Below are 26,709 nucleotides of genomic sequence, written 5' to 3'. Positions count from 1 at the left end.
CCGCGACGGCGACACATTCGCGTGCTAAGCCCGGTTCAAGTCCGCCGGGCGAGACCCGACCTTCACCGCTTCAGAGGTTCTTTTCATGGGGCATGCAGGAAAGATCGCGACCCACGTCCTGCTGGCCTTCGTGGCCTTGCTTGCCGGCCGCTATCTCGTCATCGACATGCCGTTCACCCGGGACACGCTGCTGCAAGCGACCCTCTACGGTCTGTCTGCCTTCATCGTGGAGCTGGCGTTCCGCGTGGAGCGCGCGCCCTGGCGTTTCGTGTCAGCGACCGACCATCTGCGGCTCGTTCGCTCGGCGGTGCTGACGGCGGCGGCCTTCCTGGTGGTGACGCGCCTGACGCATCCGGGGATAGATGGCGGCCTGCGGACCGTCGCCGGCGCGGCGTTGATCCAAGCGGCGTTACTTTCGGCCCTGCGCGTGATCCGTCGCAGCCTGCACGAACGGATGCTCCTCGACTCGGTGCTTCGCCTTGGCCCCGCGTCTCTTCACCCCGCCCTGCCCCGCCTGCTGATCATCGGCTCGGCCTCGGAAGCCGAGGCCTTCCTGCGCGCGCCAGCAGGTCTTGGGGAACGGTACGCCCCCATCGGCGTGGTCTCGCCGCTCGATCGCGAAACCGGCGACGAACTACGCGGGGTCTGCGTCCTGGGCTCGATCGCCGATTTCGACAGCGTGCTGGCCCGTCTGCGCGACAGCGGTCTTTCGCCGGCGGCGATCCTTTTCCTAACCGACAGCGCCATGAGCACTTTCGGCGCCGAGCGACTGGGCCGCCTCAAGACCGAGGGCGTTCGGCTGCTGCGCCGCTACGGCGTGGTCGAGATGGGCGCAGCGGCCAATACGCCGCTGCTGCGCGAAATCAGCATCGAAGAGCTGCTGAGCCGCCCTCCCGTACGCCTCGACCCCGAGCCGGTCCGCGCGCTAGTGTCGGGTCGGCGCGTCCTGGTCACCGGAGCGGGCGGCAGTATCGGCTCCGAGCTCTGCCGCCAGATCGCCGCCAGCGGCTGCGCGCACCTGACCATGGTGGACGCGTCCGAGTACAATCTGTTCCACATCGACCGCGAGATCGCCGAACGCCATCCGATCCTGTCGCGGCGCGAGGTCCTCTGCGACGTGCGGGACGCCGCCCGTGTCGAGCGTGTGTTCGCCGAGATGAAGCCGGATATCGTGTTCCACGCCGCAGCGCTGAAGCATGTGACCCTGGTCGAGAACCATCCGTGCGAGGGCGTGCGGACAAATGTCCTGGGCACCCGAAACGTGGCCTTGGCCGCCAAGGCGTGCGGCGCGGCTCATCTGGCCCTGATCTCCACCGACAAGGCCGTGGCGCCTACCAGCGTCATGGGCGCAGCCAAGCGCGTGGCCGAGGCGGTGGCCCGTCAGTATGGCGGCGGCGGCGATATGCGCGTCAGCATCGTCCGGTTCGGGAATGTTCTGGGGTCGGCGGGGTCGGTCGTGCCGATCTTCAAGAGCCAGATCGCCCGAGGCGGCCCGATCACCCTGACCCACGCCGAGGTCGAACGCTACTTCATGACCATTCCGGAGGCGGTGCAACTGGTGCTACGCGCGGTCGCGCTGTCGATGATCGCCTCCGAACCCGAAGCCGGGGTTCTGACCCTGGAGATGGGCGAACCGGTGAAGATCATCGATCTGGCTCGGCGAATGATCGAGCTGCAGGGCCTGACGCCCGGGCGCGACATCGACATCAAGATCACCGGTCTGCGGCCCGGCGAGAAGCTGACGGAAACGCTGGTGGATGTGAACGAGGTCGCTCGCCTGAAAGCCCCCGGCATCATGGAAGCGGTCCGCCTGGCGCCCGCCCCCACGATCGCCGATGAACGACTGACCGAACTGGACGACCTGGCGGAGGTCGGCGACGAAGCCGCCGTTCGCGCGCGGCTGTTCGAGCTGGTCGAAGACCTGCGTCAGGTCGGCCCCTCCAAGGTGGTCAAGATCCGGGCGTCCTGATTTCCGCGTCACGCGGCGGCGGACGGCAGCAGCGACGCCAGGTCCCGCGACGGCGGCGCGCCATACAAGCGTCGGTACTCCCGACTGAACTGAGACGGACTTTGATAGCCGACCGCATAGCCGGCCGCGCCGACATCCGCCCCCTCCGACAACATCAGGCGCCGCGCCTCGTGCAGTCGCAGCTGCTTCTGGTACTGCATCGGCGTCATGTTGGTGACGGCCTTGAAGTGGTGATGCAACGATGACTCGCTCATGCCCACCAACTCGGCCAGCACCCCAATGCGCAGCGGCTGAGAGAAATGGCTACGAAGCCAGGCCACGGCTCGTGCGATCTTTTGACCGGGTCCCTCGACCATGGCGATATTAATCAATCGAGCGCCGTGAGGGCCGGTCAGCAGGCGATAGAGGATCTCCTCCTCTATCAGAGGCGCCATAGCCGCGATGTCGTTGGGACGCTCCAATAGACGCAGCATCCGTAGCGTAGCGTCCAATAGGTCAGACGAGGCCGCGGTGACCGCCGCGCCACGTATCTCGGCCTTCGGAGAGGTCGCGCGGTCCGGTAGTCGGCCGATTAGATCGACCAGGCGCGGAGTATTGATCTCCATGCCCACGCACAGATGCGGATGCGCTTCGCTGGCTTCGATGACCCGGGAGGTCACCGGCAGGTCCAGCGCCACCAGAAGACAATCGCCCACGCCGTAGTCGAGTGTTTCGCCGCCTACGGTCAGGCGCTTTCGTCCCTGGGCGACGAGCCAGAACGACGGGCGTTGGTCGGCGTGGAGCGGCTGGCTGGGCGCGCAGCGACGCGTCAGGAACAGTCCCCCGATGATGGACTCGGGCGATTCATCTCTGGCGTAACGGGCGACAAGCGCGGCGATCTGCCCGTACACGTCAGTGGTGGAAGCAGGTCTCAAGGCCTTCGATTTCCTGGCGTGAGAAGCGATCGTTCTAGGTGGGAATGGAGAGGCGGGAAACCAAGGTCGCCACGGCTTTGCAGGATCGTGCAAGAGACTTGCAGGATCCGCCTAACTCAACACACGGTCCGCGTGGCATATCGTAGCCCGTGATCCTCCCCGATCGCTCCCCAAAAATCGAGGACTCCCCCATGGCCATCGCCAAAGGCTACGCGGCGCCCGCCGCCGGCGCGCCGCTCGCGCCCTTCACGTTCGACCGTCGCGACCCCAATCCCGACGACGTCGTCATCGCCATCAAGTACTGCGGGGTCTGCCACTCCGACATTCACATGGTCGACAACGGCTGGGGGCAGAGCGTCTATCCGATCGTGCCGGGTCACGAGATCGCAGGCGTCGTCACCGCCGTCGGCGCGAATGTCACCCGCTTTAAGGAAGGCGACCATGTCGGTGTCGGCTGCTTCGTCGACAGCTGCGTGACCTGCAAGGCCGCGCGCGACCTGGACCGCGAGCAGTACCAGCCCGGTCTGGTGCTGACCTACAGCGCCTTCGAACCGGGTTCGGACACTCCAACTTACGGCGGTTACTCCGACCATATCGTGGTCAAGGACGACTACGTCCTGTCGATCCCCGAGCATCTGCCGCTGGACGCCGCCGCGCCGCTTCTGTGCGCTGGCATCACGCTCTATTCGCCGCTTCGTCATTGGAACGCCGGTCCCGGCAAGAAGGTCGCGATCCTGGGCATGGGCGGTCTGGGCCACATGGGGGTCAAGCTGGCCCACGCCATGGGCGCGGAGGTCACTGTTCTCAGCCAGACCCTGTCCAAGAAGGACGACGGCCTCCGGCTGGGCGCCGATCACTACTCCGCCACCAATGATCCCAAGACCTTCGAGAGTCTGGCCGATACGTTTGACCTGATCATCTGCACCGTCTCGGCTCCGCTGGACTGGGGCGCGTATCTGGCGCTGCTGAAGGTCGACGGGACCATGGTTCTGGTGGGCGCGCCGGAAGAACCGGCCCAGCTCAACGCCTTCGCCCTGATCCCCGGCCGTCGCACCCTGGCGGGCTCGATGATCGGCTCGATCAGGGAAACGCAGGAGATGCTCGACTTCTGCGGCGAGAAGAACATCGTCGCCGACATCGAGGTGATCCCGATCGACCAGATCAACGCGGCCTACCAGCGCATGCAGAAGAGCGACGTGCGCTATCGCTTCGTGATCGACATGGCCACGCTCTAGTAGGCTTGGAGGGGGAAGCGTCGCCCCTGTCGCTTCCCCCGCCCCCTCGCCTCAGTGGAAATCACGACTACGGAGCAGGCGGCCCGACACCTTCTGGCGCACGCGGGGCGCGGGCGCGCCCGGCTCGTCGCGCAGGCTGGAAAGCTCGGCCGAAAGGTCGGTGAAGCGTTCGGCCACCACGTGAATCACGTTGTCTGCTCGCTGAACTCGCCCGTGCACGATCAGGAACGAGGCGGTCATCACCACGTTGCGATCCGCCTCGAACCGGTCCTTCCAAACCACCGCATTGGCCACGCCCGTCTCGTCCTCCAGGGTGACGAACACTACGCCCTTGGCTGTACCGGGCCGCTGCCGGATCAGAACAAGACCGGCCACCGACACCTTGCTCCCGTCCTTCAGCGTCAGAAGCCGTTCGGCGGGGACCACGCCTTGGGCGGCCAGCATGGATCGATAGAAGCCGATCGGATGAGCCTTCAGGGAGAGGCTGGTGGTCCGATAATCCTCGGCCACCTCCTGGGTCGCGGCCATGGCCGGCAAGGCCACGCGCTCTTCGAACAGCGGCAGCCCCGCCAGCAGCGGGGCCTGGACCGGCGCCTTGTGCTCGCCCTTCAGCCCTTTCACCGCCCACAGGGCCTCGCGGCGGCTGAGCCCCACCGAGGCGAAGGCGTCGGCCTCGGCCAATAGTTCCAGCGCCTTCTGCGGAACGCCGCCCTGGGCAAATTCCGCCGGCGTGCGCGCGCCCTCGGCCCGGGCCTTCAGCAGGGGCGGGATGTCGATCTTCTCCTTCAGGCCTTTGATCTGCCGAAAGCCCAGACGCACCGCCTTCCAGCGCGGGCGGGTCTCCTGGCAGGCGACCTTGTCATGGCGAATGGGAGGCGCGCGGAAGCCCGTGCTGATCGGCGCCAGCGTGCAGTCCCAGTCGCTGGCCAGGATGTCGGGCGCCAGCACCTCCACCCCGTGCTCCCGCGCGTCGCGAACCAGCTGGGCCGGTTGGTAGAAGCCCATCGGCTGGGCGTTGATCAGGGCCGCGCAGAACACGTCGGGCCAGGCCCATTTGATCCAGGCCGAGACATAGACCAGCTTGGCGAAGCTGGCCGCGTGGCTCTCCGGAAAGCCATAGTGACTGAAGCCCTCGATCTGCTTGAAGCAGCGCTCGGCAAAGGCGCGCTCATAGCCGCGCCCGACCATGCCTTCGATGAACTTGTGACGGTAGGCGTCCGGCGAGCCCAGATTACGGAACGTCGCCATGGCCTTGCGCAGACCGTCGGCCTCGTCGGGCGTGAACTTGGCCGCCTCGATGGCCAGGCTCATGGCCTGTTCCTGGAACAGCGGCACACCATAGGTCTTGCCCAGAATCTCCTGCAATTCGTCGGGCGGACCATGCTCGGGCGAGGGCTTGGGCCAGTCGACCGGCTCCTCCTTGTTCCGGCGTTTCAGGTAGGGATGGACCATGTCGCCCTGGATCGGCCCCGGCCGCACGATCGCCACCTGGATGACCAGATCGTAGAATTCGCGCGGGCGGAGCCTCGGCAGCATCGACATCTGGGCTCGGCTCTCGACCTGGAACACGCCCACGCTGTCGGCCGCGCAGAGCATGTCATAGACGCCCGGAACCTCCTTGGGGATGTCGGCCAGATCCTTCAGCCAGTCCAGGCCATGGTCCTCGCGCAGCATCGTCATGGCCCGCTGGATGGCGTGCAGCATGCCCAAGGCCAGAATGTCGACCTTCATCAGGCCCAGGCTGTCGATGTCGTCCTTGTCCCACTCGATGAAGGTCCGGTCCTTCATCGCCGCCTTGCCGATCGGCACGGTCTCGTCCAGGCGACGCTTGGTCAGGACAAAGCCGCCGACATGCTGGGAGAGGTGACGCGGAAAGCCGATCAGGTCGTTGGCCAGCCCGACCGCGCGGGCGATCTCCGGCGCCTCGGGATCCAGGCCCGCCTTACGCAAATGCTCCTCGGGGAGGCCGTCGCCCCAGCTGCCCCAGACCGTGCCGGCCAGCAGACTGGTGACGTCCTCGGTCAGGCCCAGCGCCTTGCCCACGTCCCGGATGGCGCTGCGCGGCCGGTAGTGGATCACGGTTCCGCAGATCGCCGCATATTCCCGACCGTAGCGCTGGAACACGTACTGCATCACCTCCTCGCGCCGGTCGTGCTCGAAATCGACGTCGATGTCGGGCGGCTCGCCCCTGTTCTCGGAGATGAAACGGGTAAACAGCAGGCGGTGCTCGGTGGGGTCGATCGCCGTGACGCCCAGGCAGAAGCAGACCGAGGAATTGGCCGCCGAGCCCCGCCCCTGGCACAGGATGCCCATGCTGCGAGCCTCGCGCACGATGTCGTGCACGGTGATGAAGTAGTTGGGGTAGTCCATCTTCTCGATCAGCCGCAGCTCCTCCTGGATCTGGGCGGTGACCTTCGCGCTGACCCCGTTCGGGTAGCGCCAGGCCGCGCCCTTCCAGGTCAGGTCGGTCAGGTGCTGCATCGCGGTCTTGCCGGGCGGCACCGGTTCGTCCGGATACTGTTCGCGGATGTCCTTCAGGTCGAAGCCGATGCGCTCGACGATCTCGACCGTCCGCTCGACCGCGCGCGGCCAGCGATCGAACAGGCGCGCCATCTCCTCGGGCGACTTGATGTGGCGCTCGGCGTTGGCTTCCAGCCGGAAGCCCGCCTCCTGGATCGCGCAATGCTCGCGCACGCAGCTGATCACGTCTTGGAGCGGCCGCCGCTCAGGGCCGTGATAGAGCACGTCATTGGTGGCGACCATCGGCGCTCCAGCCGCTCGGCCAAGACTCTCCAGCCGCGCCAGGCGCTGAAGATCGCGGGCGGCGTAGGCCCGGCTGGCGGCCAGCCACGAACGGCCCCGCAGGTCGCCGGCCATACGGTTCAGGGCTCGCTCAAACGGGTCATCCAGAACCCTGGGCGGAACAATCAGCCCCAACTGCCCCTCGGCATGATCCAGGAAATCCGCCCAGGTCAGATGGCACTCGCCCTTTTCGGCCCGCAATTTACCGATGGTCAGCAGGCGGGTCAGGCGGCCAAACGCCTCGCGGTCAGTGGGGTAGCAGAGCAGGCTGGGCGTGCCATCCATGAAGTCCAGGCGACAACCCGTCAGCACACGGATTGATCGTCGCTTGGCCGCCGTCCAGGCGCGCACCACGCCCGCCAGGCTGTTGCGGTCGACGATACCGATCGCCGTCAGGCCCAGCGCCTCGGCCGCCAGAGCCAGCTCCTCGGCGTGCGAAGCGCCGCGCAGGAACGAGAAGTTGGTGGTCGCCTGCAGTTCGGCATAGGCGGGCGGGCTCATGTTAGGACCTGCCCCTAACCAAACAGGCCATGGATCCACCACTTCGGCGCGTCCTCGCCGCCATAGAGGCCCTGCCGGAAGATCCAGAACCGGCCGCCAGCGTCGTCCTCCACCCGATAATAGTCACGCACCTTGCCCGGCCCGGTCTCCCCCTGCGCTACGCCGGCCCGCCACCATTCCTGGCCGATACGTTCGGGCCCCTCGGCCCGTCGGACCCGATGCGAGCGCCCGCGCCAGGTAAACAGGCGCGGCGGATAGTCGGGCAGCTCGGCGGCGATGGCGACGATGGCCTCGGGCCGCTTGAACAGCCGCACCGGACGCGGCCGGTCGGGGTCCCACCGGGCCGACGCGGGAGGGTCCAGCGGCCCCACGCGCACGACCGAACGCTCGGGAACATGACTCTCGAACGGATCGGCGCGCCAGACCCGGCTCTCGCCCAGGCGGTTGACCAGACGGTCGATCAGCGGCGCCAGGGTCTCGTCGGCGCTGGCCTCCGCGTCGGCGTCGAGGCGCTCCTGCGCCGCCGCCATCGGCTCCACGGCGAAGGCGTGGACGGTGACCACCTCGATCCCAAAGCCGGGATCGACCATGTCCAGCTTGGGCTTGACCAGCTTGGCCAGCCGCCGGGCGTCCCGGCCGATCCGCGCCAATCCCACGCGCACCGGAAAGCTCCGTCCATCAAGACGGTGGAAGACCACTTCGAACCGCTTGGCGCCTCGCCCCTCGGCCTCCAGCCGGGCGCAGATCAGGGTCAGGGCGTCGGCCGCCACTCGGGCGAGATCCTCGGGTGCGCTGATCGGTTCGAAGAAGGCCAACCGATCGAACCATGGCGAGGCCGGGCGGCGGAAGGTCAGGGCCTCTGTGGCCTGGCCCAAGGCCTGATCCAGCCGCAGGACCGCCGCCAGGCCGAAGCGCTTGGCCAGTTGCGCCCGGGGCAAGGCCACCACCTGACCCACCCGGTGCAAGCCCAGGCGCGGCAACTGGGCTTCGGCGGCGTCGCCCAGGCGCAAGGCCGCGACGGGAAGGGTCGCGATCGCGTCCCGCTGCTCACCCGGCGGCGCGATGGCGAGGTCGGGCCCGAACCGCGCCAGGGCCCAGGCCGCGCCGGCCGTATCGGCGATCGCCGCCCGCGCCGGCACGCCCCAGCGCGCCAGCCGGGAGACCAGATCGACCAGCATCGCCGCCTCGCCGCCCCACAGGTGATCGGTCCCGGTGATGTCCAGGAACAGGCCGTCGTCACCGTCGATCGCCACCGCAGGCGAGAAGCGCACGCACCAGTCGCATAGCGCTTCCAGGGCTGCACGATCGGCCGCTGGATCGTGGTCGGCGGTGACCAGGTTCGGGACCAGGGCCAGGGCGTCGGCGGCCTTCTGGCCTGGAAACAGACCGAGGGCTCGGGCCTGGTCATCGACAGCGGCGAGGCGGCGGGTTCCGCGTTCGGAGACGAGAAGGGCGAAGGGGGATTCAACAGTTCCTCCCCCCAGTGGGGGAGGTGTCGCCGTAGGCGACGGAGGGGGAAGTCCAGCGCCCCCCGCCTCTTCCCCCTCCGGCCTGCGGCCTCCTCCCCCCTGGGGGGAGGATGGCTTACCCGACGCGCCGCACGGATTCCGCCGGCGCCACGTCGTGATCGGCCAGTTGGGACACCAGACGGAAAGGATGCGGGCCATGGCCGGCCTCCTGAGCTTGCAAGATCCAGCCGCCGGGACGCCCGCCCCGGCAGCGCTCGAGTTCAACCCGCCATCTCGGCGGCCCCAGGCCGATGTCGTCCGGCGGCGGGCCGCTGGGGGCAGGTGCGATCCGCCAGCGGCTGAACGACGCCGAGCCTGAGACCAGCCTTGGCCTTCCCCCCGCCCGTCCGCCGTAAGGACGCCGGTGCAGCACCACCCCAAAGCCGCCCCGCTTCTCGCAGGCCAGTTGCAGACGGCGCCCAGCGGTCAGGTCGGGGGCCTCGGCCTCGGCCACGGCGGCGGCGACACCCTGGGTCGACAGCGCATCCTCCAGCAAGGACAAGGTTTCCGCCTCGTCGCGGGCCCGGACCTGGATCAGCCGCGCCGCCGGAAACCCCAACCCCAGGAGGCCCGGTGCAAAGAGATCGGCGCGCCGCGCCACCCAGACCACCACACCGCTCTTTCGATCTGTCAGTCTACGGATCAATTGCGCGACAAAGGCGGCCGGCGCGGCCCCGGTTTCATCCTCCAGCCCCGCGCCAGTCACCTCATGCCACCCCCCCAGCGGTAGCCCACCGCCCGGGAAGCATCCGTCGATGGCGGGTTCTCCGAACGGCAAGACCGGAGTCGGAGTCCGAGTCCCCGCTTCCATCGCGGCGATCCGGCCTCTCAGGGCCGCAAGACGCGCCTCGCGCGATCCGGCCATTTCCCACTCCATGTTCTACCTTTGTTCTGATCTTCCGAAGCTGGAGAGTCAAGGCTTGGAGAGTCGCGCCCGAGCGGCCAAAGTGTCTCAAACGGCCGTATGAAGCCCCGTAGGAAGCGTCATGTCCCTCTCCCGCGTTTTGATCGCCAACCGGGGCGAAATCGCCGTCCGGATCGCCCGCGCGGCGGCCGAGGCGGGACTTGAGAGCGTCGCCGTGTACGCCGCCGACGATGCGCAGAGCCCGCATGTCAGCGCGGCCGATCACGCCGTCGCCCTGCCCGGCAAGGGCGCGCGGGCCTATCTCGACATCGCCGCTGCGGTGGCCGCCGCCACGGCGCAAGGCTGCGACGCCTTGCATCCCGGTTACGGCTTTCTGTCGGAGAACCCGGCCCTGGCCCGGGCCTGCGCCGAGGTCGGGGTCATCTTCATCGGCCCCTCGCCCGAGCACCTTACGACCTTCGGCGACAAGGCCGCCGCCCGCGCCCTGGCCGCCGAGCGCGGCCTGCCGCTGATCCCAGGCACGGGCGCGATCACCCTGGAGGCCGCGCGAGCGTTTCAGGCCGAGCACGGCGCGATCATGCTGAAAGCCCGCGCCGGTGGGGGCGGGCGCGGCATGCGGATGGTGCTGGACCCCGGTGAACTGGACGCCGCCTTCGCCGCCTGCGAGCGCGAAGCCCTGGCCGCCTTCGGCGACGGCGGTCTCTACGCCGAGAAGCTGATCGAGCGCGCCCGCCATATCGAGGTGCAGATCGTCGGCGACGGCGCCGAGGTGCTGGCGCTGGGCGATCGCGACTGCTCGCTGCAACGACGAAACCAGAAGCTGGTCGAGATCGCGCCGGCCGCCCTGTCCGACAACCTGCGCGCCGCCCTGGCCGGCTGGTCCGAACGCCTGTGCGCCGGCTATCGTGGCCTGGCGACGGTCGAGTTCCTCGTCGAGGTCGATCCGAGCTCGCCCTTGGGGGGCGAGGCCTTCTTCATCGAAGTCAATCCGCGCCTGCAGGTCGAGCACACGGTGACCGAGGAGGTCACGGGCCTGGACCTCGTGCGGCTGCAGTTCGACCTCGCGGCGGGCCTGCGTCTGGACGAGCTTGGCCTGACGACCACCCCGCCGCCGTTCGGCGTGGCCATCCAGGCGCGGATCAACGCCGAGACCCTGACCGCCGAGGGGCAAGTGCGGCCCTCCACCGGAACCCTCAGCGCCTGGACGCCGCCGGGCGGTCCCGGCGTGCGCGTCGACGCGGGTGTGATCGCTGGCCAGACGATCGGCGCGGCCTATGACAGCCTACTGGCCAAGGTGATCGTCCGAGGCCGGACGCCCGGTGAAGCCTCCAGCCGGCTGGACCGCGCCTTGGCCGAGCTGAAGGTCGCCGGCGTGGCGACCACCGGGCCGCTGGTCCGCGCCATCCTGGCCCATCCGACCGCCGTGACCGGCGAGGCCACGACGACCTTCATCGCCCAGCACGCCGAGACCCTTGCGGCGGAGGCCGAACGCCTGGCGCCGGACGCGCACACGACCGCCGGCGTCTTCGAGACCATGGCCGGAGCCGAGCCCGTCGTCGCGCCCCTGGCCGCGACGGTCGGCGCAATCAACATCCGCGAAGGCGACCTCGTCCGTCCGGGCCAGGCTCTAGCGGTTCTGGAAGCCATGAAGATGGAGCACCTGGTCTGCGCCAGCGCCGGCGGCCGGGTGGTCAAGATCGCTGTCGAGGCCGGACAGACCGTCGCCGAAGGTCAGCCCGTAGTGTTCCTGGAAGCCGCTGAGGTCGAGGGCGTCGCCGACGCCCAGACCGTCGAGGAAGACCTGGACACGCTTCGCCCAGATCTCGCCGAGGTCATCGCCCGCCATCGCTACACGTTGGACGAGGCTCGTCCCGACGCCGTCGCCAAAAGGCGCAAGACCGGCCACCGCACCGCCCGCGAGAACATCGACGATCTGGTCGATCCGGGCAGCTTCCTGGAATACGGCGCCCTGGCGATCGCCGCCCAGAAGCGTCGCCGTACGACCGAGGACCTGATCCTCAACACCCCCGCCGACGGCCTGATCACCGGGATCGGGACGGTCAACGGCGCGCTGTTCCCGCCCGACAAGGCGCGGACGGCGGCGCTGGCCTATGACTTCACCGTGCTGGCCGGCACGCAAGGCGCGATGAACCATCGCAAGTCCGACCGGCTGATGGCGCTGATCGCCGACCAGAAGCTGCCGGTGGTCTGGTTCGCCGAGGGCGGCGGCGGGCGTCCGGGCGACACCGACACGACCGCCGTGGCCGGGCTGGACGTGCCGACCTTCCGCAGCTTCGCCCAGCTGTCGGGCCTGGTTCCCAAGATCGCCATCGTCGCCGGCCGCTGTTTCGCCGGCAACGCCGCCATCGCGGGCCTTTCGGAGATCATCATCGCCACCCGCGACAGCAACCTCGGCATGGGCGGTCCGGCGATGATCGAAGGCGGCGGCCTGGGCGTCTTTCGTCCCGAGCAGATCGGGCCGTCAGCGCATCAGTGGAAGAACGGCGTCATCGACATCCTGGCGGACGACGAGGCTGACGCCACGCGGCTGGCCAAGCAGGCTTTGTCCTACTTCCAGGGCCCTCTCCCGGCCTGGACAGCGCCGGACCAGCGCCGGCTCCGCCACGCGATCCCGGAGAACCGCCTGCGGGTCTATGACGTGCGCGCCCTGATCGCCGGCCTCGTCGACGAAGACTCCTTCCTCGAACTGCGCGGCGGCTTCGCAGCAGGGATGGTTACGGGCCTGATCCGGATCGAGGGCCGCCCCATGGGCCTGATCGCGAACGACCCGCGCCATCTGGGCGGAGCCATCGACTGTGAGGGCGCCGAGAAGGCCGCGCGCTTCCTGCAGCTGTGCGACGCCTTCGCCCTTCCGGTCCTGAGCCTGTGCGACACACCCGGCTTCATGGTGGGGCCCGACAGCGAGGACGCCGCCGCCGTGCGCCGCGTCAGCCGCCAGTTCATCGCCGGCGCCAAGCTGCGCTCGCCGTTGTTCACGGTCGTCACCCGCAAGGGCTACGGTCTGGGCGCGCAGGCGATGGCGGGCGGCAGCTTCCACAGCCCCGCCTTCATCGCCGCCTGGCCGACCGGCGAGTTCGGCGGCATGGGCCTGGAGGGGGCGGTCAAGCTCGGCTACCGCAAGGAGCTTGAGGCCGAGACCGATCCCGTCAAACAGAAGGCGCTCTACGACCAGCTGGTCGCGCGGCTCTACGCGGCGGGCAAGGCCACGAGCATGGCGGCCGCCTTGGAGATCGACGCCGTCATCGACCCGGCTGACACCCGACGCTGGGTGATCGGCGGACTGGACGCGACGGCCGGGGTCAAAAAGCCGTGGGAAGTGCGGGTGGATAGCTTCTAAGCGTCCTTTGCGTTCACCCATCGTGTGACGACGATCGGCCCGAAGAAGAAGCCGATGCCCAGCGCGTCCGCCACGATGTCGAACACATCGGCGTCGCGCCCGACGATCGGCAGGCCTTGCAGGATCTCGATCGCGATCCCGAAGCCTAGAAGAACAAGGCCGATCTTCCAGTACCGGCTTTTGGGCAAAGCTAGAGAGGCCAGAAAGGTCAGGCCGTAAAAGACGATGAAGTGCTTGGCCTTGTCCCACGGGATCAAGCCGGCGCCGTCGTCGCCTGGGGCCAGCGCAGCATAGAGGGTGAACGCCACTGCGGCGATGAAGACCAGCAAGCCGGGCCGATTGATCTTGCGGGGAACGAGCAGGGGCATTCGTAACCTTGTCAGCGCTTGCTGGTTCTGACGATTGAAGGAGGGGCCTCCCCTCTATCCCTCTGCGGGGGTCTTCACCGTGATCCCCCTGGCGCGAAGGTGGTCCAGCACGCCGCCTTCGGCGACGAGGCCGCGGATCGGATAGATCGCTACGGCGTGGCCCGGAGTCTTCAGGAGGTTCGCCAGCGCCTCGACCTCGGCGGTCTTCAAGCGCTGGCTCATCTCGGCGACGCCGGGCAGCAGGTATTGGCAGCGATCGGCGCTGCGCGGCGCGGACAGGGCCGCACGGACGCGTCCCTCGGCCCACGCCTGGGCGGCGAGGCGGTAGCGATCCTGGCCCTGCTCCACCGTCTCCAGCGTCTCGGTCAGGCAGACAAGACCGGCGGAGTCCGCAGCCTGGCGGGCCACGGTCTTGATCAGCGGCATGGCCTTGTAGGTCTCGGCGGCGCGGGTCTTGACCCGATGCTTGCGCGCCAGCTTCTCGATTCGGCGGCTGACCTGGCCGTACTCCAACCCCGCCTTGCGGTTGGTCTTGCCGGCGATGAGGCCGCCCAGCACCAGCGGCTTCCAGTCGCGCCAGCCGTCCGGGTCCTTGGGCTCCACCGCCGCCCAGGCGCGCTGGACACGGGCGGCCAGCGCGGGCTCGGCCGCCGCCCAGTCGCCGTCGTCCTTCATCTTGCCCCGCAGACGCAGCAGCGCCGGAATGTCGGTCAGGCCCGCCCGCAGGGTCGGCGGGGTCAGCAGGGCGAAGGCCCCGTCCAGACGGCGATCGGCCACCGAGCTGTCCCAGGCCATGCCCTTGGGCGTCGCGCCGGGCGTGCCCAGGATGTAGACGGTCGTATCGGCGTCGGAGATGCGCCACCAAGCCGGACCCGGAAGCTTGGCGCTGACCACCAGGGCCTCGACGACCGTGGCTTCAGGGTCGTCGATCACCTGGGCGACCGCGCCGCCAGCGATCGTGAGACTGATGGCCAAGGCCGCCGCTATCGCCCGCATCTGGATCCCCCTCGCATGACGCTCGACCTTGGCCTCGCCGTGTGACCGAAGCTTGACCTTATTCAGGCGCGGTGACGGTGAAACCCTTGCCCCGCAGGCGATCCAGCACGCCGCCTTCGGTCAGCAGCGAGCGCAGCTCGATCACCGCCACGGCCTTGCCCGGCTTCTTCAGGGCCGACGTGATGGCGCCGACCGCATCGTCCTGGCCGTCCTTGAACTGGCGGGCGATCCAGGGCGTGGAGGCCAGGCAGCGTTGATATCCGCGCTCCGCGGCGACCACCGCCTTGACCTCGCCCTCGGCCCACTGCTCAGCGGTTTCACGCACGCCAGCCAGGCCGTTCTCGGCCTCCTTGAGGCCCGCGTCCAGGCAAAGCTCCTGCAGCGGCTGGGGCGCCTCGGCCAGCGACTTGACCATGCCGATCAGGTCATAGTCGTCCAGCTTCTTGACGCGCGGCTGGACGGCGATGTCCTTGCTCTTGGCCAGGTCGCGGATGCGGTCGGTCAGGTCGCCGACCGAGATCGAGACGTTGCCGCCCTTGTCGTTGGCGATGATGAAGCCGGCCAGGGCCGGCTTGATCTGGTCATGCTCGCTGACCGGCTTGCTGCGCGCGGTCAGGTGCTTTTCCAGCCGCGCGCGCAGGTCGGGCGGCAGGGTGTCGCGCATCGGCTTATCCGTGATGAACTGCTTGCCGCGCCCGGGGATCAGGGCCAGCAGGCTCAGAAGCCGAACCTCGGGCTCCTGGCCCATGATCAGCACATTGGCCCCGTCCAGGCGGCGACGCAGCACCGAGTCGTCGAAGTCCAGCTTCTGCGGCGCGAAGGCCGGCACGCCCATCACATAGACGTTGGTGTCGCCGTCGCTGACCTTCCACCAGGCCGGCCCTGGCAGGCGGGCGTTGACGATCAACTCCTCCACGAGGTTGGCCTGGCTGTCGACCGGCGTCAGGTCCACCGGCTTGGTCTGGTGGATGGACACCTCGTTCTTGCCCTGAACCTGAGCCAGGGCGGAACCGCCGCACAGCAAGGAAAGCGCCAGGCCGGCTGCGGCGAAACGGATCAGGGTCACTATCTTGAGTTCCTCGAAGGCGCGCGGAATCGCACTAAAGTCGTCCCTCGCCTCTTCGTTGGCTGATCGGCGTTCGTCCGGTCAACTTAAGGAGTTGCAATGTACGGCTCCGCTTCAAGGCGGACCGGACTGCTTCGTTGAAAGCCCGCTTGATGCCGATCCGCCGCCTTCCCCCCGAGACCGTCAACCGCATCGCCGCCGGCGAGGTGGTCGAGCGGCCGGCCAGCGCCATCAAGGAGTTGGTCGACAACGCCATCGACGCGGGCGCCACACGGATCGAGGTCGAGGCCCATGGCGGCGGCCTGACCCGGATTCTTGTCGCCGACGACGGCTGCGGCCTCTCGCCCGAGGAACTGCCGGTCGCCATCGAGCGCCACGCCACCTCGAAGCTGGCGCCTGACGCCGACGGCCTGTGGGACCTTTTGCGCATCCACACCATGGGCTTCCGCGGCGAGGCCCTGCCTTCGATCGGCTCGGTGGCGCGGCTACAGATTTCCTCCCGCGCCAAGGGCCAGGCGGACGCCTTTTCGATCCTGGTCGAGGGCGGCCAGGTCGGCGAGGTGGCGCCGGCCGCCTTCCCCGGCCCGCACGGGGCGCGGATCGAGGTGCGGGATCTCTTCTACGCCACGCCCGCGCGCCTGAAGTTCATGAAGTCCGAGCGCGCCGAGGCCCTGGCGATCACCGAGGAGATCAAGCGCCAGGCCATGGCCAATGAGAGCGTCGGCTTCTCGCTGGACATCGACGGGCGCCGGGTGCTGCGCCTGCCGCCAGAGCATCCGGGACCGCAGGGACGCCTGGCGCGTCTGGCCGCCGTGCTGGGCCGTGAGTTCCAGGAGAACGCGCTGGAGATCGACCAGACCCGCGACGGCGTCCGCTTGTCGGGCTTTGCGGGCCTGCCGACCTACAACCGTGGCAATGCGGCCCACCAGTACCTTTTCGTCAACGGCAGGCCGGTGCGCGACCGCCTGCTGCAAGGCGCCCTGCGCGCGGCCTATGCCGATTTCCTGGCACGCGACCGGCACCCGACGGCGGCGCTCTATGTCACGCTCGAGCCGACCGAGGTCGACGTCAACGTCCACCCCGCCAAGGCCGAGGTGCGTTTCCGCGATCCGGCCCTGGTGCGCGGCCTGATCGTCGGCGCCCTGCGCCACGCCCTGGCCGGCGCCGGCCACCGCGCCTCGACCACCGTGGCGGCCCAGGCACTGGACAGCATCCGCGCCCAGCAGAGCCCGTTCCCCGGCAACCAGCCGCAGTATCAGCCGGGTCCCTCGGCGGCGGGCTTTTCGGCCTGGCGCGATGGCGGCTGGACGCCGCCGACCCAGCGGCCGATGGACTTGCCGGGGCTTTCGGAAGTCTCCGCCAGGGTCGAGCCCGCCTACGGCGGCGAGTTGGCCGAGGTGGTGCGCGAGGCCTATGGAAGCGTCGCCTTCGAAAACCGTCCGACTACGGACTATCAGGCCGGCGGCGCGCCGTTCGACCCGGTCGATTACCCCTTGGGCGCCGCGCGGGCGCAGGTCCACGAGACCTATATCGTCGCCCAGACGCGCGACGGCATGGTCATTGTCGACCAGCACGCCGCCCACGAGCGCCTCGTCTATGAGCGAATGAAGGGCGAGATGGCGGCCGGCGGCGTGGCCCGCCAGACCCTGCTGCTGCCCGAGGTGGTGGACCTGGATCCCGCCGAGGCCGAGCGCGTGGTCGCCCGCGCCGAGGAACTGGCCAGCCTTGGCCTCGTCATCGAAAGCTTTGGTCCTGGGGCGGTGCTGGTGCGCGAAACGCCAGCCCTGCTGGGCAAGACCGACGCCGCGGGCCTCGTGCGCGACATCGCCGACGACTTGGCCGAGAACGGCCAGGCCCTGGCCCTCAAGGAACGGCTGGAAGAGGTCTGCTCGACCATGGCCTGCCACGGCAGCGTCCGCGCCGGCCGCCGCTTGAACGGGGCCGAGATGAACGCCCTGCTCCGCGAGATGGAGGCCACGCCCCACTCGGGCCAGTGCAACCACGGCCGCCCGACCTATGTGGAGCTGAAGCTGGCCGATATCGAAAAGCTGTTCGGGCGGCGTTAGGCGCGCCCCCTCCCCTTGCATGCCATCCTGTGTCATCCCGGCCGCAGCGTAGCGGAGAGCCGGGACCCAGGGGGTGACGAGGCTCAGCGAGCGCCGCCCCTGGGTGCCGGATAGCCTCTACGAGGCTTCCGGGATGACACGCGTTTTGATGCTGAGGCAGGCGGCTAACGCTTCTCCGCGAACGCCCGCATGGCTTCGGCCAGATACTCGGTCAGACCCGGCGCAATCGCCTCGTAGCGGGCGGTGAACTCAGGATTGTCCTGATAGAGATGCGCCAGGCCCGCGAAGGCGTCCGGCGTCGGCTCACGGTTCCAGGACTTGGCGATCCACGCCCAGTGGCGGCGCATGATCGCCGTTACCGGATCGCTGTCGACCGGCAGGCCTTGGCTCAGAGCCCTGGCCATGTCGTGCTCAATCGCGGCGGCCTCTTGCTGGAAGCCGTTCCAATCGGTCTTGCTCCAGGCCTTCATGCCGGCCTTGGACTGCGCGATCCGCTCGGCCATCGGATCGCCGTAGCGCTCGACTAGTTCGGCCTCGTAGGCCGCCTGCTTTTCCGGGTCGAAGCCTTCAAAGAGTTTCTTGTCATCCATCGTCTCGTCTCCTTCGAGGTCGGCGAGGGTGCGGTCGACAACGTCCACCAGCCGGGCGTAGCGCTCGGCCTGCGCCGCCAGGCGTTCGCGCTGGGCGCGCAGCGCGGCGGCGAGGTCGAACCCCGGCTGGTTCAAAGCGGCCTGGATGTCCTTCAGCGGCGTTTCCAAGGCGCGATGGAACAGGATCTGCTGCAGGCGCAGCAGGTCCTGGCGATCATAGTAGCGATAGCCGTTGGCCCCGACGGCGCGGGGCTTCAGCAGGCCGATGGCGTCGTAGTGGTGCAGCGCGCGCACCGAAACGCCCGAAAGCCTTGCCATCTGCTTGACCGTGTAGACGCTCAAATCAACCTTCCCTCTCGATGGCGAAGGCAATCAGGTCTGACGTGACGTGAGGGTCAAGCGGCGCGTTTACGCGGTCAAGCCGCGCTTTGCGCCAAGGCTAGCGGCGCGCCGTCAGCGGCGGCTACGGGCGCATCCATGAAGTCGGTGATCGCCGGTCCTTGCACGCGAACCACGCCGGCGACCTTGCAGGCCTCCAGTTCTACCGCCGAGGCGACATTGGCGACGCACTGCATCACCCCCTTGGCGGCGTAGGCGGACTTGCGCTCGACGAACTTGAGGATCTGCTTCAGGCGCTCGTGCTCGGTCTCGCCTGAAAGCACCAGGGTCACGCTCTCCAAGAGCTCGGGCGGCAGGCCCTGAACGGGGAAAGTCGGATCGATGATCCGCAAGTCCATCGCCGCGAACGCGCCGGACAACTGGACGCGCATCTGTTGCAGCATGCCGATCGAGGCCTCGCGCGGGGCGCCATAGATCGAAGCGGTCAGCCGAGAGCGGGCGTCCAGCGGATAGCGTGACAGGCGCGCCTTGTAGGACTCTTGCGAGGCGGGTGTGATCAGATTCCAGAAACCGAACGAGGCCTGGATCTCGCCGAACGGCGAGCTTTTCAGCACCGCCTGCACATCGGTCAGAGCGACGAGATCGCGCTTGAGCAGCTTGGTGTCATCTTCGGGCGGCGGTTCGACGAGATCGGCGCGCAGGCCGATGGCTGAGCCGACAAAAGCGCTCTGGGGCAGATCGTAAACGCCCCACCAGCCCGTGTCGGCGGGCTTCTGCGGAGCGGAAACCTTGGCGGCGGCTGGCGCAGGCGCGGGCGCCGCCTTGGCGGTCGGCTTTTCGGCTTCGACAGCCTTGGCCTTATCAGCCGCGTAGGCTTTAGCCTCCTCGCGCGTGACTGGCATCGGCTTGATCGCGTCGGCAGTGACCACGTGAACCCGGCCGGGCTCCCCGCCATAACCTTCACCGGCCATCAGCCCCGCTAGTTCCTTTTGCGACAGCGCGGCGAAGTGAAGCACCGCAGTCTCGTCGCCCTCGAACGTCATCAGGGCGATCTGGCCAATGGGTCGGTTGGGGAACAGAACCTTCTCAAGCTCGACCGCCAGACCCTGCACCTCGCGCGGATCCAGGTGCTGGGCCTTGTGGTCGGCCAGAACAAAGGCCAACGGCGCCACGGCGCCGCATTTGCGGGGCGCGCGCCACTTGGCCTTCAGAAACGCGTCCGCCACGCCCTGCGCCTTGTGCTTGGGCATGTCGCCGGGGCGCATGTCGCCGTCGGCGGTGAACAGGATGCGAAGGCAGGCGATGGCCGTCATGGTTTAAGACCCTAGACGCCCAAGATTGGCGAAGTCTTACACCGTTCCCAGATATCGCCGTTTTTCTTAGGCGAACGTCTCGCTCAGCCGGAACTCCAGACGTTCGCGGATCGCCGGCCAGTCGTAGTCGGTGATCGAGAACACGGCGGTGTCACGGATGTGGCCCGTCCATGTGACCTTGTGGTTGCGCAGCACGCCTTCCTTGCTGGCGCCCAGCTTCAGGATCGCCGCCTGGCTGCGGGCGTTGCGCACGTCCGTGACAAACTCCACGCGGATGGCCCCGGCCTTGTCGAAGGCGTGACCCAGCATCAACCGCTTGCTCTCGGGGTTAACCGGGCCCGACCGCGCCTCGGGATTGAGGAAGGTGGCGCCGATCTCCAGGCCGCCGTGCAAGCGGCGGATGTTCAGGTAGCTGGAGGTGCCCACGACCTTGCCATCGGACAATCGGCGAATGGCGAAGCCAACGCGCTCGCCCCGGTCGGTTTCGCCCTGCAGCGCGCCCCAGAAGTCCTCGAAGCCTTCGCCGCAGCCATTGACCGACATGATCTCCCAACTCTCGGGATCGCAGTCGATGGCGGCCTTCAGTTCGTCGCGGTGATCGACGGTGACGGGTTCGAGCCGGACGTAGCGGCCCTGCAGGATGTCGGCGGTCAGGTTCAGCATGGGGCCGTTGTCGACGATGATCGCCATCAAGACAACCCAATGCCGCCCCCTGTGACCCACGTAGGTAATCCTGCCCGCTTGCCGCCCGCGGAAAGGCGGTCTACAAATGCTTCAAACAACTGTTTGACACCGAAAGAAGCGGGTAGAGGGAACGGCCATGGACTTCGACATTTCCCCCAAACAACGCGCATTCCTGGATCGCGTCACCGCGTTCATGGACGAGCACGTCTATCCGGCGATCCCGGCCTATGAGGCCGAGATGAACGTCCTCGGCGCCGAGCGCTGGAAGGTCGTTCAGGTCGTCGAGGACCTGAAGAAGAAGGCCAAGGCTGCGGGCCTGTGGAACTTCTTCATGCCGCCGCACAGCGGCCAGACCCATGTCGACGACACCTTCCAGTTCGAAGGTGTCCAGCTGACCAACCTGGAATACAGCCTGATCGCCGAACAGCTGGGCAAGGTCGGCTTCGCCTCGGAAGTGTTCAACTGCTCGGCGCCCGACACCGGCAACATGGAAGTGCTGATGCGCTACGGCACGCTGGCGCAGAAGGAAAAGTGGCTGCGCCCGCTGATGAACGGCGAGATCCGTTCGGCCTTCCTGATGACCGAGCCGGCGGTGGCCTCCTCGGACGCCACCAACATCGAGACCCGCATCGAGCGCGACGGCGACCACTATGTGATCAACGGCCGCAAATGGTGGTCCTCGGGCGTGGGCGATCCGCGCTGCAAGGTCGCCATCGTCATGGGCAAGACCGACCCCGACAACCCCAGCCGCCACGCCCAGCAGAGCCAGGTGCTGGTGCCGCTGGACGCCCCGGGCATCGAGATCGTCCGCATGCTGCCGGTGTTCGGCTATGACGACGCCCCGCACGGCCACGCCGAGGTCATCCTCAAGGACGTGCGCGTGCCGATCGAGGACGCCCTGCTGCTGGGCGAAGGCCGCGGCTTCGAGATCGCCCAGGGCCGCCTGGGCCCCGGCCGCATCCACCACTGCATGCGCACCATCGGCACGGCGGAAGTCGCGCTGGAAAAGATGTGCCAACGCCTGATGAGCCGGAAGGCCTTCGGCAAGTACGTCTCTGACCACTCGGTGTGGGAAGAGCGCGTCGCCGACGCCCGCATCGACATCGAGATGTGCCGCCTGCTCTGCCTCAAGGCCGCCGACATGATGGACAAGGCCGGCAACAAGTCGGCCCGTCTGGAGATCGCCATGATCAAGGTCGCCGCGCCGCGTCTGGCCCTGAAGATCATCGACGACGCCATCCAGGCCCACGGCGGCGGCGGCGTGACCACCGACTTCGGCCTGGCCAAGGCCTATGCCGGCATTCGCACCCTGCGCCTGGCCGATGGTCCGGACGAGGTGCACCAGCGCACGATCGCCCGCATGGAATACAGCAAGTACGGCGACCTGATGTACAAGCAGAAGGCTGAACGCGAAGCCGCCCTGCACGTGCCGGGGATCCGGTAGGCCAGAGCTCTACTCGCCCCCTCCGGACCTTCGGTCCTCCTCCTCCAAAGGGGGAAGAAAGATCGCGCACCTTCCGCTCCCTCCCGGGGGCGGACGACCGCGAAGCGGTCAGGTGGGGGCAAGTAGGCCGCCGCAAAATCCGGGCGGACAGCGACGCTGACCTCGGCGATCCTGGCCCCATGACCCGCCCTGCCCGCCTCTTTGTCGACCGCCTGCCCTCGCCGATCGGCGAGATCCTGATCGTCACCGACGAGAGCGGTCTGCTACGCGCCGTCGACTTCCATGACTTCGAGCCCCGGATGCGGGGCCTGGCGCGGCTGCACTATGGCGAACTGCCCCTTGAGACTGGGTCTGCGCCCTCGGCGATCCGAACAGCTTTCACGCACTATTTCGAGGGCGCGACAGACGCCCTGTCATCCTTGCCCTGGAAGACAGGTGGCACGCCGTTCCAGCAGGCGGTGTGGACAGCGCTGACCAAGATGCCCGCCGGTCAGACCATCACCTATTCAGAACTGGCCCGCCGCGTCGGCAAGCCTCTGGCGATCCGGGCGGCCGCCGCAGCTAACGGCGCCAATCCGCTTAGCCTTGTCGCGCCCTGCCACAGAGTCATCGGCGTGAACGGCGCCTTGACCGGCTACGCAGGCGGGATCCACCGCAAGCGTTGGCTGCTTGCTCATGAAGCGCGGGCGACGCTCCCGGCGATCTCGCCGTCCCGCAGCGCCTTTAGCAATGCATGACCGTCGGCGGCCATCCACATCGAGCGCGCGTTGGCCCGCATCTCGGGCGTCGGCTTGGTTCCGCGCGGAAGATCCAGCGGGGCGCCAAACTGGCGGGCGAGGACCTTGCCGCGGGCATCGATCAAAAGGTTGCAAGGCAAGCCCTTGATACTACCGCCAGGGGTTTCGCGGCGCGTCAGCTGCTCAAAAAGCGAATCGGAGGCTGGCGAGCGATCGACGACGGCTTCGAGCCCCCGGACGCCGGCCTTTTCGAGCGTGCCTTGCGCCTCCGCCAGCGTGATCGGATCTCTGGTTCCAGTGAGGATCGGCAGAATTCTAAAGCGCTTATTCGCATAGAGGCGCTGCTGCTCGGCCAGGTCCTTCAATTCGAGGAGACAGGGCGCGCACCAGGGCGCCCAGAGCGACACCAGCGTCAGCCCTGGCTCGGGCTGGAAGCCGTGCAGCCCGGATCGACGCTCAAGCTTGACCTTGGGAACGACGAGATCTGTCGGCGGCTGCTTGAACGTGAAGGCCAGGATATTCCCGCGCAGCGCCGGCGTATCGAGCGCCTCGGCCCGAGGCCCTGACATCAGCGACTTAGCGACCTGCTCAGCGGTCGCGCGGTCCTGCGCTTCGCCCACATCGGCTAGGGCGAGAACCGAAAGTCCGCCACCGATTACATTTCTACGTGAAGTCACCACCGCCCACCCCCACAATCTTTGAGGGAGTTAGAGCTTCGCCTTGCGGCGGAAATTAGGCCAGCCCCAACGCGCCGCGAAGCACGACCTTGCCGACCTGGAACGACGGCAGGGTCAGGGTCACGCCGATCAGGACATTGAACAGAAGCGCGCCGCGATTGTAGCGCCCGGCGTCGCCCTCCCGTCCCAGCGACACCGCGCGCCCGATGGCCGCGCCCAGCCAGGCCAGCGCTAGGACGAGCGCCATGGCCGCGCCGATCCGGGGCTGATAGCCGAGATAGAGCGCCGCGACGCCATGCGAGGCGATCAACATGCCGCCCAGAGCCCGTCCCTCAGCGAACAGCGATGGCTTGGGCGTGTCGTCGTCGGAGAGACCCGCCGCCTCCAGCAGGGTCGCCGGTCGCGCCAGGATCATGCCGCCCAAGGCGCCGCCGATGACGCAGGCGATGACAGCCAGAAGCAGCGACAGGGCGTAGCTCGACATCGGGTCTCCTAACAGCGATCAGGCCGGTGCGTGACAGACCGCCTCCACGTTCCGGCCGTCCGGGTCAAGGACGAAGGCGCCATAATAGTTGGGGTGATAATGAGGCCGCAGCCCGGGCGCGCCGTTGTCACGACCGCCCGCCGCCAGGGCGGCGGCGTGGAAGGCGTCGACCTGGGAGCGACTGGCCGCCAGGAAAGCCACGTGCATGGGGCCGGTCACGGCATCGCCCTGGCTAACCCAGAAACTGGGCTTGCCCGCCTGGATGTCGCGACGATCTTCGGTCGGACCATAGCCGATAAAAGCCGCGCCCCCCGTCTCCTGGGCGCTGACGCTCATCACCACGGCGATCCCCAGCGGCGCGAACGCGGCGTCATAGAAGGCCTTGGAGACCTGGAGATCGCGCACCGTCACGCCCATATGGTCGATCATAGAAGCCGCTCCCCTTCACCGCACCGAAAAAACTTCATTCAGGGCGTCCTTGACTCCCCGAGGGCCGGCGCCTAACTCACCAGCGTCGTTAGCACTCGAAGGGAGCGACTGCTAACAGTCCCGCTCCCCCATGGCCGACGAGTTCTTATTTCAAACCGTTCCGACGGAGAAGACCATGAAGTTTCGTCCCCTGGGCGACCGCGTCCTCGTGAAGCGCGTCGAAGAAGAAACCAAGACCAAGGGCGGGATCATCATCCCTGACACCGCCAAGGAAAAGCCGCAAGAAGGCGAAGTCGTCGCTGTCGGCCCCGGCGCCCGCAACGACAAGGGCGACGTCGTCGCCCTGGACCTGAAGGCTGGCGACCGCATCCTGTTCGGCAAGTGGTCGGGCACCGAAGTGAAGGTCGACGGTCAGGACCTCCTGATCATGAAGGAAAGCGACGTCCTGGGCGTGGTTGAGGCTTAAGGCCTCCTACCTCCGCCGACGCTCTCCAAATCTAACCTCTTTCTAGAAAGGCACCCGAAATGGCCGCCAAAGACGTCTATTTCTCGTCCGACGCTCGTGACCGCATGCTGCGCGGCGTCAACATCCTCGCCAATGCGGTGAAGGTGACCCTGGGTCCGAAGGGCCGTAACGTCGTCATCGAAAAGTCGTTCGGCGCTCCGCGCACGACCAAGGACGGCGTCTCGGTCGCCAAGGAAATCGAACTGGCTGACAAGTTCGAGAACCTCGGCGCGCAGATGATCCGCGAAGTCGCCAGCAAGACCAACGACAAGGCCGGCGACGGCACCACGACCGCCACGGTCCTGGCCCAAGCCATCGTCCAGGAAGGCCTCAAGTCGGTCGCCGCCGGCATGAACCCGATGGACCTGAAGCGCGGCATCGACAAGGCCGTCGCTATCGCCGTCGAAGACATCAAGGCTTCGTCGAAGAAAGTCACCACCAACGGCGAAATCGCCCAGGTCGGCACCATCTCGGCCAACGGCGACAAGGAAGTTGGCGAGATGATCGCCAAGGCCATGGACAAGGTCGGCAACGAAGGCGTCATCACCGTCGAAGAAGCCAAGACCGCCGAGACCGAACTCGACGTCGTCGAAGGCATGCAGTTCGACCGCGGCTACCTGTCGCCGTACTTCATCACCAACGCCGACAAGATGGAAGTTCAGCTGGAAGAGCCGCTGATCCTCCTGTTCGAAAAGAAGCTGTCGTCGCTGCAGCCGCTGCTGCCGGTGCTGGAAGCCGTCGTCCAGTCGGGCCGTCCGCTGCTGATCATCGCTGAAGACGTCGAAGGCGAGGCCCTGGCCACGCTGGTCGTCAACAAGCTGCGTGGCGGCCTGCGCGTCGCCGCCGTCAAGGCTCCGGGCTTCGGCGACCGCCGCAAGGCCATGCTGGAAGACATCGCGATCCTGACCGGCGCTCAAGTCGTCAGCGAAGACCTCGGCATCAAGCTCGAGAACGTCTCGCTCGACATGCTTGGCCGCGCCAAGAAGGTCTCGATCACCAAGGACGACACCACGATCGTGGACGGCATTGGTGAGAAGGCCGACATCGAGGCTCGTATCGCCCAGATCAAGCGCCAGATCGAAGACACCACCTCGGACTACGACAAGGAAAAGCTGCAAGAGCGTCTGGCCAAGCTGGCCGGCGGCGTCGCGGTCATCCGCGTCGGCGGCTCGACCGAAGTCGAAGTGAAGGAAAAGAAGGACCGCGTTGACGACGCCCTGAACGCGACCCGCGCGGCCGCCGACGAAGGCATCGTCCCGGGCGGCGGCACGGCCCTGCTGAAGGCCTCCAAGGCCCTGGCTGGCCTGACCGGCGACAACGATGACCAGACCGCTGGTATCGCCATCGTCCGCCGCGCCCTGCAGGCCCCGATCCGTCAGATCGCCGAAAACGCCGGCGTCGAGGGCTCGATCGTGGTCGGCAAGATCCTGGAAAACGACAGCAGCTCGTTCGGCTTCAACGCCCAGACCGAGCAGTATGTCGACCTGGTCGCCGACGGCGTCATCGACCCGGCCAAGGTGGTCCGCACCGCTCTGCAGAACGCCGCCTCGGTGGCCGGTCTGCTGATCACGACGGAAGCCGCGATCGTCGAAGCCCCGAAGAAGGCCTCGGCCGGCGGCGCCCCGGGCGGCATGCCCGGCGGCATGGGCGACATGGACTTCTAAGGAAGTCCATAAAGTCGCCCATCTCTCAAAGAGATCTGGATCGGCCAGCCGATCCAGAGCGGCGACATGGACTTCTAAGGAAGTCCATAAAGTCGCCCATCTCTCAAAGAGATCTGGATCGGCCAGCCGATCCAGAGCGGCGACATGGACTTCTAAGGAAGTCCATAAAGTCGCCCATCTCTCAAAGAGATCTGG

20 protein-coding genes and 1 pseudogene are annotated in these 26,709 nt (G+C 67.6%); 8 read left to right on the top strand and 13 right to left on the bottom strand.

Annotated elements, in window-relative coordinates; genetic code table 11:
• The first annotated feature begins 85 nt into the window (after positions 1 to 85).
• Positions 86 to 1,969 (top strand): nucleoside-diphosphate sugar epimerase/dehydratase, encoded by a 1,884-nt coding sequence (locus CSW63_RS05475; protein WP_062099030.1) that lies wholly within the window; start codon positions 86 to 88, stop codon positions 1,967 to 1,969.
• A gap of 8 nt (positions 1,970 to 1,977) precedes the next feature.
• On the opposite strand, the gene CSW63_RS05470 is transcribed toward CSW63_RS05475, so the two are convergent.
• Positions 1,978 to 2,883: an AraC family transcriptional regulator gene (locus tag CSW63_RS05470; protein ID WP_062099032.1), complete on the bottom strand. Its 906-nt coding sequence runs from the start codon at positions 2,881 to 2,883 to the stop codon at positions 1,978 to 1,980.
• A gap of 191 nt (positions 2,884 to 3,074) precedes the next feature.
• Between CSW63_RS05470 and CSW63_RS05465 the strand changes: the two genes are divergently transcribed.
• On the top strand, positions 3,075 to 4,118 hold the full coding sequence (locus CSW63_RS05465; RefSeq protein WP_062099033.1) for an NAD(P)-dependent alcohol dehydrogenase: 1,044 nt from the start codon (positions 3,075 to 3,077) through the stop codon (positions 4,116 to 4,118).
• Positions 4,119 to 4,169: 51 nt separating this feature from the next.
• Here CSW63_RS05465 and CSW63_RS05460 read toward each other — a convergent pair whose 3' ends face one another.
• The 3 genes from CSW63_RS05460 to CSW63_RS05445 form a co-directional block, all read right to left on the bottom strand.
• Entirely contained in the window at positions 4,170 to 7,421 is a 3,252-nt protein-coding gene (locus tag CSW63_RS05460) for an error-prone DNA polymerase (RefSeq protein ID WP_062099035.1), read from the bottom strand.
• Positions 7,422 to 7,435: 14 nt separating this feature from the next.
• Positions 7,436 to 8,806 carry a DNA polymerase Y family protein gene (locus tag CSW63_RS05455; protein ID WP_062099112.1) on the bottom strand — a complete coding sequence of 457 codons (1,371 nt, stop codon included), beginning with the start codon at positions 8,804 to 8,806 and terminating at the stop codon, positions 7,436 to 7,438.
• 199 nt (positions 8,807 to 9,005) lie between these two features.
• A complete protein-coding gene (locus tag CSW63_RS05445; RefSeq protein ID WP_168193603.1) occupies positions 9,006 to 9,806 on the bottom strand; it encodes an ImuA family protein in 801 nt (266 codons plus the stop codon).
• 109 nt (positions 9,807 to 9,915) lie between these two features.
• Here CSW63_RS05445 and CSW63_RS05440 point away from each other — a divergent pair, with 109 nt between their 5' ends.
• On the top strand, positions 9,916 to 13,152 hold the full coding sequence (locus CSW63_RS05440; protein WP_062099037.1) for a carboxyl transferase domain-containing protein: 3,237 nt from the start codon (positions 9,916 to 9,918) through the stop codon (positions 13,150 to 13,152).
• Here CSW63_RS05440 and CSW63_RS05435 read toward each other — a convergent pair.
• From CSW63_RS05435 to CSW63_RS05425, 3 genes and pseudogenes are all read right to left on the bottom strand, one after another.
• On the bottom strand, positions 13,149 to 13,520 hold the full coding sequence (locus CSW63_RS05435; protein ID WP_062099039.1) for a VanZ family protein: 372 nt from the start codon (positions 13,518 to 13,520) through the stop codon (positions 13,149 to 13,151). The genes CSW63_RS05440 and CSW63_RS05435 overlap by 4 nt on opposite strands.
• Positions 13,521 to 13,574: 54 nt before the next feature.
• A complete protein-coding gene (locus CSW63_RS05430; RefSeq protein WP_062099041.1) occupies positions 13,575 to 14,516 on the bottom strand; it encodes a TraB/GumN family protein in 942 nt (313 codons plus the stop codon).
• A gap of 58 nt (positions 14,517 to 14,574) precedes the next feature.
• Positions 14,575 to 15,617, bottom strand: a pseudogene (locus CSW63_RS05425) (TraB/GumN family protein).
• A gap of 117 nt (positions 15,618 to 15,734) precedes the next feature.
• Between CSW63_RS05425 and mutL the strand changes: the two are divergent.
• Positions 15,735 to 17,648 (top strand): DNA mismatch repair endonuclease MutL, encoded by a 1,914-nt coding sequence (gene mutL / locus CSW63_RS05420; protein ID WP_062099044.1) that lies wholly within the window; start codon positions 15,735 to 15,737, stop codon positions 17,646 to 17,648.
• Positions 17,649 to 17,812: 164 nt separating this feature from the next.
• On the opposite strand, the gene CSW63_RS05415 is transcribed toward mutL, so the two are convergent.
• From CSW63_RS05415 to CSW63_RS05405, 3 genes are all read right to left on the bottom strand, one after another.
• Positions 17,813 to 18,580: a MerR family transcriptional regulator gene (locus tag CSW63_RS05415; RefSeq protein ID WP_062099046.1), complete on the bottom strand. Its 768-nt coding sequence runs from the start codon at positions 18,578 to 18,580 to the stop codon at positions 17,813 to 17,815.
• A gap of 74 nt (positions 18,581 to 18,654) precedes the next feature.
• Entirely contained in the window at positions 18,655 to 19,890 is a 1,236-nt protein-coding gene (locus tag CSW63_RS05410) for a hypothetical protein (protein WP_062099048.1), read from the bottom strand.
• Between the two features lie 66 nt (positions 19,891 to 19,956).
• Entirely contained in the window at positions 19,957 to 20,553 is a 597-nt protein-coding gene (locus CSW63_RS05405; protein WP_082749704.1) for a GNAT family N-acetyltransferase, read from the bottom strand.
• Positions 20,554 to 20,710: 157 nt separating this feature from the next.
• Here CSW63_RS05405 and CSW63_RS05400 point away from each other — a divergent pair, with 157 nt between their 5' ends.
• Both CSW63_RS05400 and CSW63_RS05395 read left to right on the top strand, forming a co-directional pair.
• Positions 20,711 to 22,018 carry an acyl-CoA dehydrogenase family protein gene (locus tag CSW63_RS05400; protein WP_062099052.1) on the top strand — a complete coding sequence of 436 codons (1,308 nt, stop codon included), beginning with the start codon at positions 20,711 to 20,713 and terminating at the stop codon, positions 22,016 to 22,018.
• Between the two features lie 179 nt (positions 22,019 to 22,197).
• A complete protein-coding gene (locus tag CSW63_RS05395) occupies positions 22,198 to 22,755 on the top strand; it encodes a methylated-DNA--[protein]-cysteine S-methyltransferase (RefSeq protein ID WP_062099054.1) in 558 nt (185 codons plus the stop codon).
• Here the strand turns inward: CSW63_RS05395 and CSW63_RS05390 are convergent.
• From CSW63_RS05390 to CSW63_RS05380, 3 genes are all read right to left on the bottom strand, one after another.
• Entirely contained in the window at positions 22,692 to 23,375 is a 684-nt protein-coding gene (locus CSW63_RS05390) for a TlpA disulfide reductase family protein (protein ID WP_062099056.1), read from the bottom strand. The two genes, CSW63_RS05395 and CSW63_RS05390, sit on opposite strands and share 64 nt — an antisense overlap.
• 112 nt (positions 23,376 to 23,487) lie before the next feature.
• Positions 23,488 to 23,916, bottom strand: coding sequence for a DUF4345 family protein (locus tag CSW63_RS05385; RefSeq protein ID WP_062099058.1), 429 nt, complete (start codon positions 23,914 to 23,916; stop codon positions 23,488 to 23,490).
• 18 nt (positions 23,917 to 23,934) lie between these two features.
• Positions 23,935 to 24,345, bottom strand: coding sequence for a VOC family protein (locus tag CSW63_RS05380; protein WP_062099060.1), 411 nt, complete (start codon positions 24,343 to 24,345; stop codon positions 23,935 to 23,937).
• Between the two features lie 175 nt (positions 24,346 to 24,520).
• Here CSW63_RS05380 and groES point away from each other — a divergent pair, with 175 nt between their 5' ends.
• Together groES and groL are read left to right on the top strand one after the other, a co-directional pair.
• Positions 24,521 to 24,811, top strand: coding sequence for a co-chaperone GroES (groES, locus tag CSW63_RS05375; RefSeq protein WP_062099116.1), 291 nt, complete (start codon positions 24,521 to 24,523; stop codon positions 24,809 to 24,811).
• Between the two features lie 59 nt (positions 24,812 to 24,870).
• Positions 24,871 to 26,514, top strand: a complete 1,644-nt coding sequence (groL, locus tag CSW63_RS05370; protein WP_062099062.1) for a chaperonin GroEL — start codon at positions 24,871 to 24,873, stop codon at positions 26,512 to 26,514.
• Positions 26,515 to 26,709 lie beyond the last annotated feature (195 nt).

Origin of the sequence: Caulobacter sp. FWC26, from assembly GCF_002742645.2 — a bacterium.
In the GTDB taxonomy this organism is placed as follows: Bacteria; Pseudomonadota; Alphaproteobacteria; order Caulobacterales; family Caulobacteraceae; genus Caulobacter.
Note: the sequence above shows the minus strand (reverse complement) of the source record. Positions and strands in the feature narration are given on the sequence as shown.

Coding starts and splice junctions, on each gene's coding strand:
- groES (WP_062099116.1), top strand. CDS start 24,521: ATGAAGTTTCGTCCCCTGGGCGACCGCGTCCTCGTGAAGCGCGTCGAA.
- CSW63_RS05395 (WP_062099054.1), top strand. CDS start 22,198: ATGACCCGCCCTGCCCGCCTCTTTGTCGACCGCCTGCCCTCGCCGATC.
- CSW63_RS05435 (WP_062099039.1), bottom strand. CDS start 13,520: ATGCCCCTGCTCGTTCCCCGCAAGATCAATCGGCCCGGCTTGCTGGTC.
- mutL (WP_062099044.1), top strand. CDS start 15,735: ATGCCGATCCGCCGCCTTCCCCCCGAGACCGTCAACCGCATCGCCGCC.
- CSW63_RS05445 (WP_168193603.1), bottom strand. CDS start 9,806: ATGGAGTGGGAAATGGCCGGATCGCGCGAGGCGCGTCTTGCGGCCCTG.
- CSW63_RS05465 (WP_062099033.1), top strand. CDS start 3,075: ATGGCCATCGCCAAAGGCTACGCGGCGCCCGCCGCCGGCGCGCCGCTC.
- groL (WP_062099062.1), top strand. CDS start 24,871: ATGGCCGCCAAAGACGTCTATTTCTCGTCCGACGCTCGTGACCGCATG.
- CSW63_RS05385 (WP_062099058.1), bottom strand. CDS start 23,916: ATGTCGAGCTACGCCCTGTCGCTGCTTCTGGCTGTCATCGCCTGCGTC.
- CSW63_RS05380 (WP_062099060.1), bottom strand. CDS start 24,345: ATGATCGACCATATGGGCGTGACGGTGCGCGATCTCCAGGTCTCCAAG.
- CSW63_RS05410 (WP_062099048.1), bottom strand. CDS start 19,890: ATGACGGCCATCGCCTGCCTTCGCATCCTGTTCACCGCCGACGGCGAC.
- CSW63_RS05430 (WP_062099041.1), bottom strand. CDS start 14,516: ATGCGGGCGATAGCGGCGGCCTTGGCCATCAGTCTCACGATCGCTGGC.
- CSW63_RS05460 (WP_062099035.1), bottom strand. CDS start 7,421: ATGAGCCCGCCCGCCTATGCCGAACTGCAGGCGACCACCAACTTCTCG.
- CSW63_RS05440 (WP_062099037.1), top strand. CDS start 9,916: ATGTCCCTCTCCCGCGTTTTGATCGCCAACCGGGGCGAAATCGCCGTC.
- CSW63_RS05405 (WP_082749704.1), bottom strand. CDS start 20,553: ATGCTGAACCTGACCGCCGACATCCTGCAGGGCCGCTACGTCCGGCTC.
- CSW63_RS05400 (WP_062099052.1), top strand. CDS start 20,711: ATGGACTTCGACATTTCCCCCAAACAACGCGCATTCCTGGATCGCGTC.
- CSW63_RS05475 (WP_062099030.1), top strand. CDS start 86: ATGGGGCATGCAGGAAAGATCGCGACCCACGTCCTGCTGGCCTTCGTG.